This window comes from Pectobacterium aroidearum (genome assembly GCF_015689195.1).
GTDB classification, from domain to species: Bacteria; Pseudomonadota; Gammaproteobacteria; order Enterobacterales; family Enterobacteriaceae; genus Pectobacterium; species Pectobacterium aroidearum.
Genome location: NZ_CP065044.1, coordinates 4718357 through 4735531, shown reverse-complemented (window position 1 = coordinate 4735531; position 17175 = coordinate 4718357). Strand labels below are relative to the sequence as shown.

At 52.5% G+C, this 17175-nt stretch carries 11 protein-coding genes; 7 read left to right on the top strand and 4 right to left on the bottom strand.

All coding sequences use genetic code 11. The annotated features are described in order from the left end of the window. Nucleotides 1-27 precede the first annotated feature (27 nt). The 3 genes from metE (at nucleotide 28) to I2D83_RS21095 (ending at nucleotide 6866) form a co-directional block, all read left to right on the top strand. Nucleotides 28-2298 (top strand): 5-methyltetrahydropteroyltriglutamate--homocysteine S-methyltransferase, encoded by a 2271-nt coding sequence (gene metE, locus I2D83_RS21105; RefSeq protein WP_205947250.1) that lies wholly within the window; start codon nucleotides 28-30, stop codon nucleotides 2296-2298. A gap of 533 nt (nucleotides 2299-2831) precedes the next feature. Continuing rightward, nucleotides 2832-4454: a methyl-accepting chemotaxis protein gene (locus tag I2D83_RS21100; protein WP_181848000.1), complete on the top strand. Its 1623-nt coding sequence runs from the start codon at nucleotides 2832-2834 to the stop codon at nucleotides 4452-4454. 750 nt (nucleotides 4455-5204) lie between these two features. Beyond that, complete coding sequence (locus I2D83_RS21095) at nucleotides 5205-6866, top strand: methyl-accepting chemotaxis protein (RefSeq protein WP_181830155.1); 1662 nt, start codon at nucleotides 5205-5207, stop codon at nucleotides 6864-6866. 102 nt (nucleotides 6867-6968) lie between these two features. On the opposite strand, the gene I2D83_RS21090 is transcribed toward I2D83_RS21095, so the two are convergent. Together I2D83_RS21090 and I2D83_RS21085 are read right to left on the bottom strand one after the other, a co-directional pair. Continuing rightward, nucleotides 6969-7796, bottom strand: a complete 828-nt coding sequence (locus I2D83_RS21090; protein ID WP_181845489.1) for a dienelactone hydrolase family protein — start codon at nucleotides 7794-7796, stop codon at nucleotides 6969-6971. A 46-nt stretch (nucleotides 7797-7842) separates the two neighbouring features. After that, nucleotides 7843-8520, bottom strand: coding sequence for a helix-turn-helix transcriptional regulator (locus tag I2D83_RS21085; RefSeq protein WP_015842161.1), 678 nt, complete (start codon nucleotides 8518-8520; stop codon nucleotides 7843-7845). A gap of 87 nt (nucleotides 8521-8607) precedes the next feature. Here I2D83_RS21085 and I2D83_RS21080 point away from each other — a divergent pair, with 87 nt between their 5' ends. The 3 genes from I2D83_RS21080 to I2D83_RS21070 all read left to right on the top strand — a co-directional run bounded on the left by I2D83_RS21080 (nucleotide 8608) and on the right by I2D83_RS21070 (nucleotide 11160). After that, the gene (locus tag I2D83_RS21080) at nucleotides 8608-9204 is read left to right on the top strand and encodes a hypothetical protein (protein ID WP_205947249.1); all 597 of its coding nucleotides are present in this window, start codon (nucleotides 8608-8610) and stop codon (nucleotides 9202-9204) included. A gap of 253 nt (nucleotides 9205-9457) precedes the next feature. Continuing rightward, nucleotides 9458-10228, top strand: coding sequence for a uridine phosphorylase (gene udp / locus I2D83_RS21075; RefSeq protein ID WP_015842159.1), 771 nt, complete (start codon nucleotides 9458-9460; stop codon nucleotides 10226-10228). A gap of 149 nt (nucleotides 10229-10377) precedes the next feature. Next, entirely contained in the window at nucleotides 10378-11160 is a 783-nt protein-coding gene (locus I2D83_RS21070) for a tyrosine-protein phosphatase (RefSeq protein WP_205947248.1), read from the top strand. 98 nt (nucleotides 11161-11258) lie between these two features. Here the strand turns inward: I2D83_RS21070 and ppc are convergent, their stop codons facing one another. Together ppc and I2D83_RS21060 are read right to left on the bottom strand one after the other, a co-directional pair. Continuing rightward, complete coding sequence (ppc, locus tag I2D83_RS21065) at nucleotides 11259-13898, bottom strand: phosphoenolpyruvate carboxylase (protein ID WP_205947247.1); 2640 nt, start codon at nucleotides 13896-13898, stop codon at nucleotides 11259-11261. A 243-nt stretch (nucleotides 13899-14141) separates the two neighbouring features. Further along, nucleotides 14142-15530, bottom strand: a complete 1389-nt coding sequence (locus I2D83_RS21060) for a PTS transporter subunit EIIC (RefSeq protein ID WP_181845487.1) — start codon at nucleotides 15528-15530, stop codon at nucleotides 14142-14144. A 322-nt stretch (nucleotides 15531-15852) separates the two neighbouring features. On the opposite strand from I2D83_RS21060, the gene I2D83_RS21055 reads away from it, so the two are divergent. Then, nucleotides 15853-17052, top strand: coding sequence for a starvation-sensing protein RspA (locus I2D83_RS21055; protein WP_181847998.1), 1200 nt, complete (start codon nucleotides 15853-15855; stop codon nucleotides 17050-17052). Nucleotides 17053-17175: the final 123 nt, after the last annotated feature.

The following is a 17175-nucleotide window of genomic DNA, read 5'->3' as shown; positions in this document are numbered from 1 at the left end:
TCTGGACGGCTAAATGAGGAATTAACGATGGCGATTGTGAATCACACACTGGGTTTTCCGCGCGTTGGATTACGCCGTGAACTGAAAAAAGCGCAGGAAAGCTACTGGGCAGGTAATGCGACACAGGACGAGTTGCTGACCGTTGGACGCGAGCTGCGTGCGCGTCATTGGCAACAACAGAAGGATGCTGGAGTTGATCTGCTGCCAGTGGGTGATTTCGCCTGGTACGACCATGTACTGACTACCAGTCTGCTGCTGGGTAACGTACCTGCTCGTCATCAGAATGAAGACGGTTCGGTCGATCTGGATACGCTGTTCCGTATTGGTCGTGGACGTGCGCCAACGGGTCAACCCGCTGCGGCGGCGGAAATGACCAAGTGGTTTAACACTAACTATCACTACATGGTTCCGGAGTTTACCAAAGGGCAGCAGTTTAAGCTGACATGGACACAACTGCTGGATGAAGTTGATGAAGCACTGGCGCTGGGCCATAAAGTGAAGCCCGTTCTGTTAGGCCCGGTTACCTACCTGTGGCTGGGTAAAGTGAAAGGTGAGCAGTTTGACCGTCTGTCGCTGCTGCAGGATATTCTGCCGGTTTATCAGCAGGTGCTGGCTGAGCTGGCGAAACGCGGTATTGAGTGGGTGCAGATCGATGAGCCTGCACTGGTGCTGGAGTTGCCGCAAGCGTGGCTGGCCGCGTTTAAACCGGCCTACGATGCACTACAAGGACAGGTGAAACTGCTGCTGACGACCTATTTTGATAGCGTTAGCCAGAATCTGGAAACGATTAAGGTGCTGCCGGTTCAGGGACTGCATGTCGATCTGGTTCACGGTAAGGATGATGCCGCTACGCTGAGCGCCCAACTGCCTGCTAACTGGGTACTGTCTCTGGGGGCGATTAACGGCCGTAACGTTTGGCGCGCCGATCTAAGTAGCTGGTTCGAGCGTCTACAACCGCTGGTGGGGACGCGCGATCTGTGGCTGGGCAGCTCATGCTCGCTGCTGCATAGCCCTATCGATCTGAGTGTGGAAGTGCGTCTGGATGATGAAGTGAAGAGCTGGTTTGCCTTTGCGATTCAGAAATGTGCGGAGCTGTCACTGTTGTCTCAGGCGCTGAACAGCGGCAACGGTCGGGTTCTGGAAGCCTACAGCGCGCCGATTCGCGCCCGTCGTACCTCGACGCGTGTGAATAACGCCGCCGTCGCGCAGCGTTTGGCAGCGATTACCGCCCAAGACAGCCAGCGTCAGAACGTCTATTCGGTGCGTGCAGAGGCTCAGCGTGAGCGCTTTAATCTGCCGGCATGGCCGACGACCACGATCGGTTCTTTCCCGCAAACCACTGAAATTCGCGGTCTGCGTCTGGATTTCAAGCAGGGCCGTCTGGATAGCAATAACTATCGTACCGGTATTGCCGAGCACATTAAGCAAGCGGTGATTGAACAAGAGCGTCTGGGTCTGGACGTGCTGGTGCACGGTGAAGCCGAGCGTAACGACATGGTGGAGTATTTCGGTGAGCATCTGGATGGGTTTATCTTTACCCAGAACGGCTGGGTGCAGAGCTACGGTTCGCGCTGTGTGAAGCCGCCAGTCATTATTGGTGATGTAAGCCGTCCAGAAGCGATCACCGTTGAGTGGGCGAAATACGCACAGTCCCTGACTGACAAGCCGATGAAAGGCATGCTGACAGGCCCGGTGACCATTTTGTGCTGGTCGTTCCCGCGCGAAGACGTCACGCGTGAAACCATCGCTAAGCAGATTGCACTGGCGCTGCGGGATGAAGTCGCGGATTTGGAAGCCGCAGGTATTGGCATCATCCAGATTGACGAGCCAGCATTGCGTGAAGGTCTGCCGCTGCACCGCTCTGACTGGGACGCGTATCTGGCCTGGGCTGTGGATGCTTTCCGCCTGAATGCCGCCGTGGCGAAAGATGATACGCAGATCCATACCCATATGTGTTACTGCGAGTTCAACGACATCATGGATTCTATCGCCGCGCTGGATGCAGACGTGATTACGATTGAAACCTCCCGTTCCGACATGGAATTGCTGGAGTCGTTTGAAGAATTCGAATACCCGAATGAAATCGGCCCTGGCGTTTATGATATCCACTCCCCGAACGTACCAAGCGTGGAATGGATGGAAGCCCTGCTGAAGAAAGCGGCGCAGCGTATTCCCGCTGAACGCCTGTGGGTGAACCCGGATTGCGGTCTGAAAACTCGCGGCTGGCCGGAAACGCGTCAGGCTCTGGCGAATATGGTTCAGGCAGCACAGCGTTTGCGTGAATCCAGTAATGTTTAATTGCTGATGGCATCAGGGAGGCAATGGCCTCCCTGATTTTTATATCTTACGAATAGATAAAGTACGCATTATTTCCTCCTCTCAACTTATTCTTATTTCCCCGTCGTGTTTTCTTCCTTCCCGAAAATTAACGATATTGTCTTTCCTTTAATAAAATTGCCGTGTTATCCCGCTTGTTTCTCTGCATCGACTAGCTGGTTATTTGTCAAAAATGAATATTCATCCACTATCGACATCTCTATTTATTAAAGGATTTAATCGACACCGTCATAAAGCTCAGAAATCTTGTGCCGATAAGGTAAACGGCATGGAGGCGGCTCAGGATGTACGAATAGCGCGAAATTTCTTGTATTTTTCTAACGTTTTACTGATGTTAAAAGTGCGCCTGTAATTACTCTCTTATGAGTATTTTAATATACCCATAAAGCATATTTATTTTCCCGGATAATGATTATTTCCCCCACTCTGCGAGGTTATTAGACGATAACTGTACGCAGTAGTCATTATTATGTATTACCTAAAAGGAGTGAGATGTGAATTTAGCGAATTGGCGTATTGGCTATCGATTAGGAGGTGGGTTCGCCATCTTAATCCTGATGCTGTTTACCGTGAGTATTTTTTCTCTGTCCAAACTTTCTGGCTTTCAGGATGGCGCCAGAGATATCGTCAAAGACGTTTACCCACAAACGGTGGATGCTAATGACCTCATCGATAATGTGAACGGGCACTTTGTCGCTTATTTGCAGATGATGCTGGTGTCCGGCCAGGAACAACGTCAGGGATATGTCGATCGGATTATGGCGTACCGCAAGGAGATTAGTCGCCTGCTTGATAATCTGGAAAGGAATACCTCAGGAGAGCTTGCCCGCAAGCAGGTAGGGGTTGTCCGTGGGTTTCGTGCTGAGTTCATCAAGTCCGGCGATAAAATTATTAGTGATGCACTGGCGGGTAATAACGACGTCGCCGTAGCGGAATTCAATAACACTCTGAACGTGATTCAGCGCAATTACCGCGACTCGGTGAAGCAGTTGGTGAACTACCAAAATGATGCGATGGATAACTCAGTCGAAACCATGGCTGAGGTGTACAACAGCACTCGCATGATTTTACTGCTTATTTTGGCTATGGGCGCGGTATTTGGAGCGCTGATTGCCTGGGCGATCACGCGTAGCGTAACCCGCCCGATAGCGCAGGCGCTGCAAGTGGCAGACAGAGTGGCGCAGGGCGATTTGACCTCACACATCACGGTGACCAGCAAGGATGAGACCGGGTTGCTGCTGCAATCGTTAGATCGCATGAACACCAGTTTGAGTTCGATTGTCGGCCAGGTTCGTGATGGGGCGGAAACCATCTCGACGGCAGCGTCGCAAATCACGGCGGGTAATCAGGATCTGTCATCGCGTACCGAAGAACAGGCGAGTTCGCTGGAAGAAACGGCAGCCTCAATGGAGCAATTGGCCTCCACCATCAAAAACACGGCGGAGAACACTCAACAGGCGACGGAGATTGCCAATAAGGCGACTGGTGCAGCGAAACAGAGCGGCGATGTCATGCTTTCCGTGACGCAGAAAATGCGCGGTATTCGTGATTCGTCCCAGCGTATGGCGGAGATCATCGGTGTGATTGACGGTATTGCGTTCCAGACCAATATTCTGGCGCTGAACGCCGCGGTTGAAGCGGCGCGTGCAGGTGAGCAGGGGCGGGGTTTTGCGGTGGTAGCGGGAGAAGTCCGTTCACTGGCGCAGCGCAGTGCGACCGCCGCGCGGGAGATTAAGGATTTGATCGACGACTCCGTGGGTAAAATTCGCGAAGGCATGGATCTTGTCGATACCGCTGAAGAAACCATGGGCGGATTGACGGCCCATGTGAAGGATGTACACGACATTATCAGCGAGATTTCGCAGGCCAGTCGTGAACAGAGTGACGGGATTAACCAGATGAATCTGGCGATTGGGCAGATTGATACCACAACCCAGCAGAACGCGGCTCTGGTTGAAGAATCCGCCTCTGCGGCTCTGTCTCTGCAAGCACAGGCTTCCGCTCTGGCGGAGGCCGTGAGCGCGTTCAAAATACAGTCTTACAGCGGTAGTAATGGCGGATCTTATGTGCCGATGCGCACACCAACGCTGTCTCTGGCACTAGCAAGTAAAGAGTAAATTTACGGCTATCGTTTGATCGCGTTGCAGCGCAGCGCCTACCTCTATAGGGGAGCAACCGCTCCCCTGATTCGCTCTACATAGGGTATATACCCTACATAATTCGAGTTGCGTGAGGCGGGCAACGCACAAGCAGCTTGAAGTATGACGGTATAGAGTAAATATGATTTTTTCTCTTCTTATTCAGCTTGTTATTCTTTACTAAGAAATATTCTCATCTCTTTATTTTTAATATCAAATATGTCTGACTATCCTTTTATGTAATGGAGGCGTTATTTATGTTAATTATTGGTTGATTAATCTGTGATTTTTCCGATCGAAACTTAACTTTCGATAGTTAATATCTATTTATTGTATGTTTTTGAATGATTTAAACGATCAATTTGTAAAGTTCAGAAACACATTGCCGATAAAAATGGATAACACAGGAGCGGCCATGGCTGCATGAGTCCGGAGAGGGAAGACCACTATTATCACTTCAATCACGCCTCTGCGGTCTTATTAGTTGTATTTGTAGCATTGTTAGATTTATTTCCACTTTTGCACCTCAACACCCGAGGGAAACTATTTGATTTTTGATAGCGCCTCTCATGCTGAGAGCGTGCGTAAAAATGCCTGCCTTAAGGTATCTCTGGCGCGTCAGGAGGCTTTTCCCCTTCGGATCGCCAATCATTCTCCGCCCTGTGGTTCCATCAAGCTGCGACATGTGCGCAATTGACATTGCTATGCATTACCTAAAAGGAGTGAGACATGAGTTTAGCGAATTGGCGTATTGGCTATCGACTGGGAGCCGGATTTGCCATCCTGATTTTGATGTTGTTTGTCGTGAGTATTTTTTCCCTGTCTAAGCTATCCAGTTTTCAGGATAGTGCCAGAAGTATTGTGAAAGATGTTTACCCTCAAACTGTTGATTCTAATAGCCTTATCGATAATGTGAACAGCATTCTGGTGGCATATCAGCGGCTGATGCTGGTTTCGGATCAAACGCAGATCCAGACAAACGTCGCTCGCGTGAACGAATTCCGTCAGGAGATTGGTCGTCTGTTGGATAAGCTGGAAAGCCAAACCGTTGAAGAGCGTTCCGTTTCCCAACTGCGTGCTATCCGCGCGATTCGTAACGAATTTTTGAAATCCGGTGACAAAATCATCAGCGAAGTGGTGGCGGGCAACCGGGATGCGGCGATTGAGGAGTTCAACAACAACCTGAATGTCACCCAGCGTCAGTACCGCGATGCGGTAAGACAACTGGTTAACTATCAGGATGATGCGATGGACACCTCTGTTGAAGCCATGGCTGAGGTATACAGCGAAACCCGTATTATTTTGCTGCTTATTTTGGCGTTGGGCGCCGTATTTGGGGCGCTGATTGCCTGGTCAATTACGCGCAGTGTAACCCGACCGATTCAGCAGGCTTTGCAAGTCGCAGACCGAGTGGCGCAGGGCGATCTGACCTCGCGCATCACTGTTACCAGCAAAGATGAAACCGGATTGCTGCTGCAATCGTTAGATCACATGAACACCAGCCTGAGCACGATTGTCGGGCAGGTACGTGATGGGGCGGAAACTATCTCGACGGCAGCGTCGCAAATCGCCGCAGGCAATCAGGATCTGTCAGCGCGCACGGAAGAACAGGCCAGCTCGCTGGAAGAAACCGCAGCGTCGATGGAACAGCTGACATCCACCATTAAAAACACGGCGGAAAACACCCAGCAGGCGACGGAGATTGCGAATAAAGCCTCTGGTGCAGCGAAGCAAAGCGGTGACGTTATGGTTTCCGTGACGCAGAAAATGCGCGGCATTCGCGATTCATCCCAGCGTATGGCGGAGATCATCGGTGTGATTGACGGCATTGCATTCCAGACCAATATTCTGGCGCTGAACGCGGCGGTTGAAGCGGCGCGTGCGGGCGAACAGGGGCGTGGTTTTGCGGTGGTGGCAGGGGAAGTTCGTTCTCTGGCACAGCGTAGTGCGACTGCCGCGCGGGAGATCAAGGATTTGATCGACGACTCCGTGAGCAAAATTCAGGAAGGCATGTCGCTGGTGGATACAGCAGAAGAAACTATGGGCGGGTTAACGGGCTATGTGCGGGATGTGAATGAGATTATCAGTGAAATCTCGCAGGCCAGCCGTGAACAGAGCGACGGGATTAACCAGATGAACCTGGCAGTGGGACAGATTGATACCACGACCCAGCAGAACGCGGCTCTGGTTGAAGAATCGGCCTCTGCGGCTCTGTCTCTGCAAGCACAGGCCTCCGTTCTGGCGGAAGCGGTAAGTGCGTTTAAACTTCTGTCTTATGGCAGTGGTAAAACCGCCTCGTATGCCTCAGCGCCAGTGCGCACGCCAACGCTGTCCTTAGCGCCTGCCGCGGCGAAAGATCAGGGCAATAACAGCGACTGGACGTCGTTCTAAGGCTGCCTGACTTTGTCATGTGGTAAAACGATAAAACACAAACGCCACCGACCTCCGGTGGCGTTTTAGCAAATAGCTAAGTACGAAAACGGTGTGGTGACGTTACGCCACGCCGTTTTTCTGGAACCACGCCAGCATACGCTGCCAGCCGTCTTGTGCAGATTCTTCATGGTAGCTCGGCCGATAATCGGCATGGAAAGCATGGCCGGCATCGGGGTAGACGATGATATCTGCCTCCGCATTGGCAGCGCGTAGCGCCTGCCGCATGATATCAACCTGTGTCAACGGAATCCCTTCGTCCTTCGCGCCATATAACCCCAGCACAGGGGCTTCCAATTCCGTTGCAATATCGACCGGATGTTTGGGGCTATTCAACGTTTTCTCACCCGTAAACTTACCATACCAGGCAACGGCTGCCTTGAGCTGCGGGTTGTGCGCGGCGTAGAGCCAGGTGATGCGCCCGCCCCAGCAGAAACCAGTGATCGCCAGCTTACTGGCGTCGCCGCCCTGTTTAATCGCCCAGTTGGCCGTGTGATCAAGATCGGAAAGCACCTGTGTATCGGGTACCTTATAAACCAGCTCGGTCAGGATTCGCTGAATATTGTCATATTGGCTGGGGTCACCCTGACGAAAATACAGCTCTGGCGCAATGGCCATGTAGCCCAGTTTGGCCAGCCTGCGGCACACGTCCTGAATATGTTGATGAACGCCGAAAATCTCCTGCACCACCAAAACGATAGGAAGCGGCTTCTCATGATTTGCCGGTCTGGCGATATACGCGGGCAGCTGTTCACCCTGAGAAGGAATGGTGGTTTCACTGGCAATGATACCGACAGAATCTGTGGTAACGATGGAGGAGGTCTGCGGCTCCACTGCTGGGGATAACCCCTGGGGAAGATGTTTGAAGGTCGTCTGTTCATCAGTCTTCATTACGCGCTCTCCTGTTATCGATGAATCGTAGTTAGCCGTATTCTGCCTACAGCGTATTGAGATAGTCTTCGAAGCGTTTCCCTTTCTCTGGTCTGAAGTATAGGCCGGTCTCCGCCACGGAAGTGATGTTATCGACCCTTAGATTGCGAAAGTCTGAGCGAGTTTCACACCATATCGTGAGTAACCACACGGCATCAAACAGGGTTAACCCGAGAGGGCGAGCGATTCTATCGCTCTCTCTGCCTTGCAGGTCAACATAGGCAATACGTAGTTGAAGCTTGTTACGAATAGCGAGGCGAATAAAGGCCAGGTGCTTTATGGCTTTCTCACTTTCCTCGGTATGTCGGGAAACCGCTCTGAGAGGAAGCGACTTATAGCTATCAGATTTTTTGACATCAATCACGGCGCTGATTTTTGCTGAAACCCGTCTGGCTGCTGCGGAAAGCATGTCATCGCCTCGGGCACCTATCAGCCGCATTCCCAGCATAATGGCGTCCAGCTCATCTGGATCAAAATTCAGCGGGGGCAGGAAGTAGTCTTTTTCAAGTAGGTAACCGAGCCCCGATTCTCCGCGAATCGGAGCGCCGATGGTTTGTAGCGCCGCCATATCTCTGTAGATCGTTCTGACTGATACATTCAACGCTTGGGCTAATATTTCCGCTGATACCGGGTGCACACGGCCGCGAAGATGATCGAGTAGAGAGAATAGCCGAATAGTTTTCATGAGAAGAGAGTACACCACCCTGACAAGTTCTGTCAGGGTGGTGTACTAAGATTCGGGCTTCATATCATCATGATAACGGAGTTCATAATGGCTACCCCATGTTACGAAATCGTCACTTATACAGTGAAAACCCAGCAAGAGGCCGATGCAGCACGCGTATCAGCACAGCGTCTGCTCAATCATTTCCCTAGGTTTATCGACTGGATCGCATTTTCAGGTATCGATATCTCCGCCGAGCGTGTCGATCTTGTGGTGTGGCATAGTCTTGACGCTGCACGGGCTGCGGCAAAAGCGGTTGAAAGCCAACCCGAATTTTCCTGTTTCAGGGCTTCTGTCAGCGGGTTGCACAGCATGGGACACTATACCGTTCAAATGGCGGACGCACCGTCAGTAACAAGCAGAGGCGGTATCGAAATAGGGCGATTTCGTCTCAAGCAGGGGATTCAGGAGAGTGACATGCGCCAGGCATATAATCAGATGGTAGAACGTCACCTTTCACTTCAGCCGGGCTGGAAAAGCCAGCATTTAGTCAGTCTGGATAATGGCGTTTTTATCGATCTCGCCTTTGCCGACAATCAGCAGTACGCAGAAGCCATTTGTGCATCCTGGCAAGGGGAAGTTCTATGTGATGCCTTTCTGGCAATGATTGAACCAGAGAGTATTGAGTTTGGTTCGTTGTCGTAACTGATAAGGCTAAAGAATCTACACTAGAAGACAATTAAGCGGCAAAAATGCATTCACTACCTGATAAATGGTGATTCATATCACATTTTTTATGTATGTTGATGTTTGTTTCTTTTTTATAGGTGATTTTCGTCACTTAAAAAAACGTAATGATGCGCTAGAGTCTTTTTATTAAACGGACGCTCATAGACTACGTTATGAGGCGTCCGGCGTGATTTCTCTGAATACCCAATTGATTGCCCGGGAGGCAGTTATGTCTACATCTGATGTGTTCCATCTTGGTCTGGTCAAGAACGATTTACAGGGTGCGACGCTGGCTATCGTGCCCGGCGATCCTGAGCGTGTCGAAAAAATTGCTCGCCTGATGGATAACCCGGTACATCTGGCGTCACACCGTGAATTTACGTCCTGGCGTGCGGAACTGGACGGCAAGGCAGTTATTGTTTGCTCGACCGGTATTGGCGGCCCGTCAACGTCCATCGCGGTAGAAGAGTTGGCACAGCTCGGCATCCGTACTTTCCTGCGCGTTGGTACAACAGGGGCGATTCAGTCCGGTATCAATGTGGGTGATGTGCTGGTGACCACCGCCGCCGTCCGTCTTGACGGTGCAAGCCTGCACTTCGCGCCGATGGAATTCCCGGCCGTGGCTGATTTCGGCTGTACCACTGCGCTGGTGGACGCAGCGAAGGCGTCGGGGGCGGCGTTGCACGTGGGCATCACGGCATCTTCCGATACGTTTTACCCGGGTCAGGAACGTTACGACACCTTCTCTGGACGCGTGGTGCGTCGCTTCCGCGGTTCGATGGAAGAGTGGCAGAGCATGGGTGTGCTGAACTATGAAATGGAATCTGCCACGCTGCTGACCATGTGCGCCAGTCAGGGGCTAAAAGCAGGCATGATCGCGGGCGTGATCGTGAACCGTACCCAGCAGGAAATCCCAGATGCGGCGACCATGAAGCTGGCTGAAACCACCGTGATCAAGGTGTTGCTGGATGCCACACGCCGTTTGTTAGCGGCTGAATAAACACAAAAGTTGATGTTATTTTGGGCTGGTCATCGCAGAGACCAGCCTTTATCCTAATCACTTGTTCTGGTTTATTGGGTTAACCTGCGACGCGCTCTGCGTGTGTAATACGGTTGCCTTGCTCGCCTTTCAACCTCGCAAGGAGATGTATGACCGAACCAACGTTGCTTCATCCCTCTTTATTACCGCTGGACGGCGGAATCAACTTCCGTGATTTAGGCGGTAACCGTGCTGCTGATGGGCGGCTTATCCGACATGGTAAACTTTTTCGCTCCGGCTCGCTGGATCTGCTGAGTCAGGCTGACTGCGAACATCTTGCGGGTGTGCCTATTTCTCATGTGGTGGACTATCGGGATGCCGATGAAATTGCGCAGAAGCCTGATGTCTTGTGGACGGGCGCTCATTATCACGCCTATCCGGCCAACCCATTGCGTCACGAAGTGACGGCCAATCTGGACTCGCTGGGATCTGATGTGCTGGCGGCGTTTGATTCCCGGGCGTTTATGTTGGAGCTTTATCGCCGTTTGCCTTTCAATAATTCTGCCTATAAACAGCTGGTGTCGCTGCTATTACGGCCAGATGAGGGCGGGTTGGTACAGCACTGTGCCGTGGGTAAAGATCGTACGGGTATTGGTTCAGCATTAGTGATGTTTGCGCTGGGTGCGGATGAACAGACGGTAATGGAAGATTACCTGCTTACGGAAACAACGCTGACGCCATTTCGCCAGCAACTGTTGACGCATTTGTCGGCAACGCTGAATGAGAAAGCGCTGGGACAGTTCTCTTATGTGTTGTCGGTGCAGGAAGAGTTCATCGTGACGGCGTTGCAGGCTATCTACGAACGACACGGCTCGATCGATAGCTGGCTTGAGGTGGCATACGGTCTGGATAATCGTGCGCGGAACTATTTGCAGGATAAATATCTGGCGTAAGGTTCTGTTTTAGGCCGGTCGACTGACCGGCCTTTGTTTTGTTGTGTATAGTTTTGTTGTGTATAGTTTTGCTGTGTGTAGCTTTGCTGCCTGGGTGATTAACCCGTATTACGCATACCCGCTGCAACACCGGCGATGGTGACCATCAGTGCCAGCTCCAGATCGGCATCCGGTTTTTCCTGCTGACGTGAACGATGCAGCAACTCGGCCTGCAACACGTTCAGGGGATCGGTGTAGACGTTACGCAGGGCGATCGATTCCGCGATCCACGGCAGATCCGCCATCAGGTGATCGTCGTTAGAGATCGCCAGCACGATGTTGATGTCGGCGGCCAGCTGATCGCGCAGCTGTTTCCCTAACGGCCACAGCTTCTCTTCGACCAGACGCTGATCGTAATATTCCGCCAGCCACAGGTCGGCTTTGGCGAACACCATCTCCAGCATACCGATACGCGTTGAGAAGAACGGCCAGTCGCGGCACATCTCTTCCAGCTGTTCCTGTTTGCCGTCATCAACCACTTTCTGCAACGCGGCACCCGCGCCGAGCCAGGCTGGCAGCATCAGACGGTTCTGCGTCCAGGCGAAAATCCACGGGATAGCGCGCAGGCTTTCTACACCACCGTTCGGACGACGCTTGGCCGGACGTGACCCCAGCGGCAGTTTGCCCAGTTCCAGCTCTGGCGTCGCAGCGCGGAAGTAAGGAACGAAATCCGGGTTCTCACGCACGTATCCACGGTACATATCACAGGACACGCGGGACAGTTCATCCATCACCTCGTGCCATTCCTGTTTTGGTTCCGGTGGTGGCAGCAGGTTCGCTTCCAGAATCGCACCGGTATACAACGCCAGACTGCTGATGGTGACTTCCGGCAGGCCGTATTTAAAGCGGATCATCTCGCCCTGCTCGGTCACGCGCAGACCACCTTTCAGGCTGCCCGGCGGTTGTGACAGCAGCGCGGCATGAGCCGGCGCGCCGCCGCGACCGATGGAACCGCCACGTCCGTGGAACAGCGTCAGTGCGATACCCGCTTTCTCGCAGGTTTTGATCAGGGCGTCCTGTGCACGGTACTGCGCCCAGGAAGCGGCCATCACGCCCGCGTCTTTTGCGGAGTCGGAATAACCGATCATGACCATCTGCTTGCCCTGAATAAAGCCGCGATACCAGTCGATGCTTAGCAATTGCGTCATGACATCATCGGCGTTGTTCAGGTCGTCCAGCGTTTCAAACAGCGGCGCGACCGGCAGAGCAAACGGGCAGCCCGCTTCTTTGAGGAGCAGGTGAACTGACAGCACGTCGGAAGGCGTGCGTGCCATTGAAATAACGTAGGCGGCGATAGAGCCCTGCGGCGCTTTAGCGATGACCCGACAGGTATCCAGCACTTCTTTGGTATCCGCACTGGGTTCCCAGTAGCGCGGCAGAAGCGGGCGCTTGGAGCTAAGTTCGCGGATCAGGAAGGCTTGTTTGTCGGACTCTGACCAGCTTTCGTAGTCGCCTAGCCCCAGATAGCGGGTAATTTCAGCCAGCGCTTCGGTGTGACGGGTGCTTTCCTGACGGACATCGATGCGGACCAAAGGCACGCCGAAGCAGCGCACGCGACGCAGCGTATCTAGCAGGCGACCATCGGCGATGATGCCCATGCCGCAGGATTTCAGCGATTGGTAGCAGGCGTGGAGCGGTTCCCAAAGCTGTTCGTTGGTAATCAGCAGGTCTTTGGGTGGCAGGCGTTCTTCGCCTGTCAGACGCGCTTCCAGATAGCTCAGCGTACTGCTCAGCTGTGAACGCAGTGATTTCATGATGGCGCGGTACGGTTCCTGAACTTCGCTACCACCAGCCAGCTCCAGCAACTCCGGCGTACATTCGGACATCGACAGCTCGGAAACCAGCACCTGAATATCACGCAGGAACAGATCGGCGGCTTTCCAGCGGCTGAGTAACAGCACATGACGAGTCACTTCTGCCGTCACGTTCGGGTTACCGTCACGGTCGCCGCCCATCCAGGAAGTAAAGCGCACCGGAACGGCGTCAACGGGCAGACGGTAGCCGAAAGCCTGTTCCAACTGCTCATCCAGCTCGCGTAAAAACGCGGGGACGCCTTCCCACAGACTGTTTTCCACCACGGCGAAGCCCCATTTGGCTTCATCTACCGGGGTAGGACGAATTTTACGGATCTCATCGGTGTGCCAGGACTGCGCGATCAGCTGGCGCAAGCGACGCATGATCTGATTGCGTTCATAATCAGCCAGATCGTTATGGTCGAGCTGCTTGAGGCAGGTATTCACTTCCACCAGCTTGTGGATCAGCGTCCGGCGGGTAATTTCGGTCGGGTGTGCGGTCAGCACCAGTTCGATCGACAGCGATTCCACGGCGTCACGGATATCTCGCTCGGTCAGATCTTTACTTTCTTTCAGACGCTCAAAGGCGCTGGAAAGCTGTGCCGGGTTGCTCGCTGCCTCACCGTGCGGTGAAATCGTATGATATTGCTCAGCGGTATTGGTCAGGTTAAGGAACTGGCTGAATGCGCGGGCAACGGGCAACAGTTCATCGTTAGACAGGTTTTGCAGCGTGGTCAGCAACTCCTGACGATGTTTTTCATTACCTGCGCGGGAAGACTTTGACAGCTTGCGGATTGTTTCGACTTTATCAAGGATATTTTCACCCAGCGCTTCCTTGATGGTGTCGCCGAGCAGTTTGCCGAGCATACTGACGTTACTGCGCATTGCGGAATATTGTTCGTTCATAGTTACCCTGACCCATCCCTACCATTTTTGTAAGTTTATTTCACTTGACATATTTTGACGCACTGCCTCCATCTAGCCACGATAAGGCGGGTTCGTCAATTGACGATTCTTTCTTCTCCTTATTCTTTGTACTTGCATTAAGGCGGGCTTGGCAATTTGTGAAATTTAATTACAGGGGCGCGGATATTAGGGTTACTAATCAGAGAGGAAAGAGGGCGGGGCGCAACGGCCCCGCGAGTGCGGTTACGACTGTTTGGAGGCTCTGACAACCAGGATATAGGTCAGCGTGAAGGAAAGCACGATGGCGATTGCCATGCCGGAAACGGCGTAGCTAAAGTACGGGCCGATGTAGGCTGGCAGGCTGAAAATACTCGAGAGAATGTAGCCATACAGCCGGACACCGAAGAACGCGATAAAGGCCGACGCGATAGAGCTAGCAACGGTGGCGGCGATAAACGCTTTTTTGTACTTGGTCAGCACGCCGAAGAGTGCGGGTTCCGTGATTCCGAGCAGTGCAGACACCCCAGCAGACAGCACGACAGATTTATCCTGACGGGTTTTGGCGTGGAAGTAGATGGCAAACGTGGAACCCGCAATCGCCATGTTAGCCATACACATCATCGGCATCAGCATATCAAAACCCTGATCGGCGAAGTTTTGCAGCGCAATAGGCGTCATGGCGTGATGCATACCAGTCAGGATGGCGACAGGCCGAATTGCACCCACCACGAAACCGGCAAAGATAGATGACACATCGAACAGGCTCTGAATAAACAGCGCCAGCAGTTTACCGAGGTAGATCCCGAATGGCCCGATCACCGTGAGCGACACCAGCGCGGTGATAAACAGCGTCAGCGTCGGGGTAAACACGGTTTTCAGCACCGAAGGCATAATGCGATCGACCCAGCGGTGGATATAGCTCAATGCCAGCACGGAGAAAATGACCGGGATGACACTGGCAGAGTAGTTGAACACCGAAATGGGCAATATGCCCATGAAGTAAAACGCGCTGACCGCATCGGGGCTGTGGCTGGCTAAGGCCTTCGCCGCTTCCATCAAGGACGGATACATCAGGCAGGCCGCAACGGCCGCCGCCAGATATTCGTTCGTTTTAAATATCTTGGCAGCCGAGACCGCAAGGAAGAACGGCAGGAAATAGAACACACCGCTGGCGATCAGATCGAGGACGATCACCGTATCGGTTTTCGCGGAGATCACTTTCATGGCGATCAATCCGGCCAGCAGTCCTTTGATCATCCCTGCGCCAGCGATGGCGGGAACGATCGGGCCGAACACGCCGGAAACCGTATCCATGAACAGCGAAACCAGCCCTTTTTTCGACTTCTGCGCGTCTGGCTGCGCTGGCGCGGCGGAGGAAAGTGCTGTCGGGGAAAGCTGTGCGCTCAGCAGTTCGTAATACTCGTTGACCTGTGGCCCGATAATAATCTGAAATTGCTCACTTTGGTGTTGAGCACCTAATATTCCTGGCAGATTCTTGATGGCCTCAGTTTGCACTTTACTTTCATCAATTAAATCAAACCGAAGCCGCGTCATACAGTGCCAGGCTTTATTAATGTTTTCGTTTCCGCCAACCAGTTTAATGATTGACTGAATAACGTCATTTTTTCCCATGGAATAAACCCCCAACATGACCTTATGTTATTTTTGGCCGAATTATTTCCTCAGATAGTAAAATCTTAAAAAATAAAAAACAAACCAATAAAACATGAGATTCATCACATGATTAGCCTGTAAAGGGGTTTTTATTGCCATTATTCAATAATTGGTCTGGTTTTTTTATCAATTCGATGACTTTTCCAAACCAAAATAATTATTTTAAATAAGAGATTTACAATAAAAGAAAAAATAAGTAGAAAACAAAAAAGAAACTGATTTTTAGACTGCATCTTTACCGGTTATCGCTATTCCGGAAAATGCGTCGGAGGATATTTTTGTGTTACCGACAATCATTACTGACATTGAATGTCTTGTTACCCGCCCTGACCGCCATAATTTAGTGACGGTGGTGGTTCGTACAGATAAAGGTATCACGGGTTATGGCTGTGCGACCTTCCAGCAGCGCCCGCTGGCCGTAAAAGCGATGGTCGACGAGTACCTCAAACCGCTTTTAGTCGGAAGGGATGCTAACCATATCGAAGATCTCTGGCACATGATGATGGTTAACGCCTACTGGCGTAACGGGCCGGTGATCAACAATGCGGTGGCGGGCGTCGATATGGCGCTGTGGGACATCAAGGGCAAGCTGGCGGATATGCCGCTCTATCACCTGTTTGGTGGGAAATCCCGCGATGCGATCGCGGCCTACAGTCATGCTGCCAGCGATACGCTGGATGGGCTGTATCAGGACGTAGAACGGCTGTATGCGCAGGGTTATCGCCATATCCGCTGCCAGTTAGGGTTCTATGGTGGCAATCCTGACGCGCTGCACAGTACGCGCCAGCCAACGGAAGGAGCCTATTACGATCAAGATCAGTACATGGCTAACACGATCGCCATGTTCCGTGCGCTGCGCGAGAAATACGGCGATCGCTTCCACATTCTGCATGATGTCCATGAGCGTCTGTTCCCGAATCAGGCCGTGCAGTTCGCCAAAGCAGTAGAAGCCTATCGTCCCTATTTCATCGAAGATATTTTGCCGCCTGCGCAAAACGAGTGGTTGGCGCAGATCCGCAGCCAGAGCGCGGTGCCGCTGGCGACTGGGGAGCTATTTAATAATCCTGCCGAGTGGCAGAATCTAGTGATTAACCGGCAGATTGATTTCATTCGCTGCCATGTCTCACAGATTGGCGGGATTACACCTGCGCTGAAGCTGGGTGCGCTCTGTCAGAACTTTGGCGTTCGGCTGGCGTGGCATTGCCCACCGGATATGACGCCTATCGGCGCGGCGGTCAACATTCACCTCAATATCCACCTGCACAATGCCGCCATTCAGGAGTTTGTCGCTTACCCGGAAAATACCCGTAAGGTCTTCCCGCAGGCGGTAGAGCCGGAGAATGGCTATCTGTATCCGATTGAGCGCCCCGGCATTGGTGTCGGGATCGATCTGGACGCGGCGCGGCAGTTCCCCGTCGTCTATCGTCCGCACGAATGGACACAGAGCCGCCTGCCTGATGGCACGATGCATACGCCCTAAGAACCCATCCCATTAGGGCTATTTCATTTGCCATTTTGAACCTGGGCAGTGCTCGAAATCCTCACGTACTGCGTGTACGCTCCGGTTTCTGCGCGCTGTCCGCGTCCAAACTGGCTGCACCAA

Coding starts and splice junctions, on each gene's coding strand:
- I2D83_RS21095 (WP_181830155.1), top strand. CDS start 5,205: ATGAGTTTAGCGAATTGGCGTATTGGCTATCGACTGGGAGCCGGATTT.
- udp (WP_015842159.1), top strand. CDS start 9,458: ATGTCTACATCTGATGTGTTCCATCTTGGTCTGGTCAAGAACGATTTA.
- I2D83_RS21085 (WP_015842161.1), bottom strand. CDS start 8,520: ATGAAAACTATTCGGCTATTCTCTCTACTCGATCATCTTCGCGGCCGT.
- I2D83_RS21070 (WP_205947248.1), top strand. CDS start 10,378: ATGACCGAACCAACGTTGCTTCATCCCTCTTTATTACCGCTGGACGGC.
- I2D83_RS21060 (WP_181845487.1), bottom strand. CDS start 15,530: ATGGGAAAAAATGACGTTATTCAGTCAATCATTAAACTGGTTGGCGGA.
- ppc (WP_205947247.1), bottom strand. CDS start 13,898: ATGAACGAACAATATTCCGCAATGCGCAGTAACGTCAGTATGCTCGGC.
- metE (WP_205947250.1), top strand. CDS start 28: ATGGCGATTGTGAATCACACACTGGGTTTTCCGCGCGTTGGATTACGC.
- I2D83_RS21080 (WP_205947249.1), top strand. CDS start 8,608: ATGGCTACCCCATGTTACGAAATCGTCACTTATACAGTGAAAACCCAG.
- I2D83_RS21090 (WP_181845489.1), bottom strand. CDS start 7,796: ATGAAGACTGATGAACAGACGACCTTCAAACATCTTCCCCAGGGGTTA.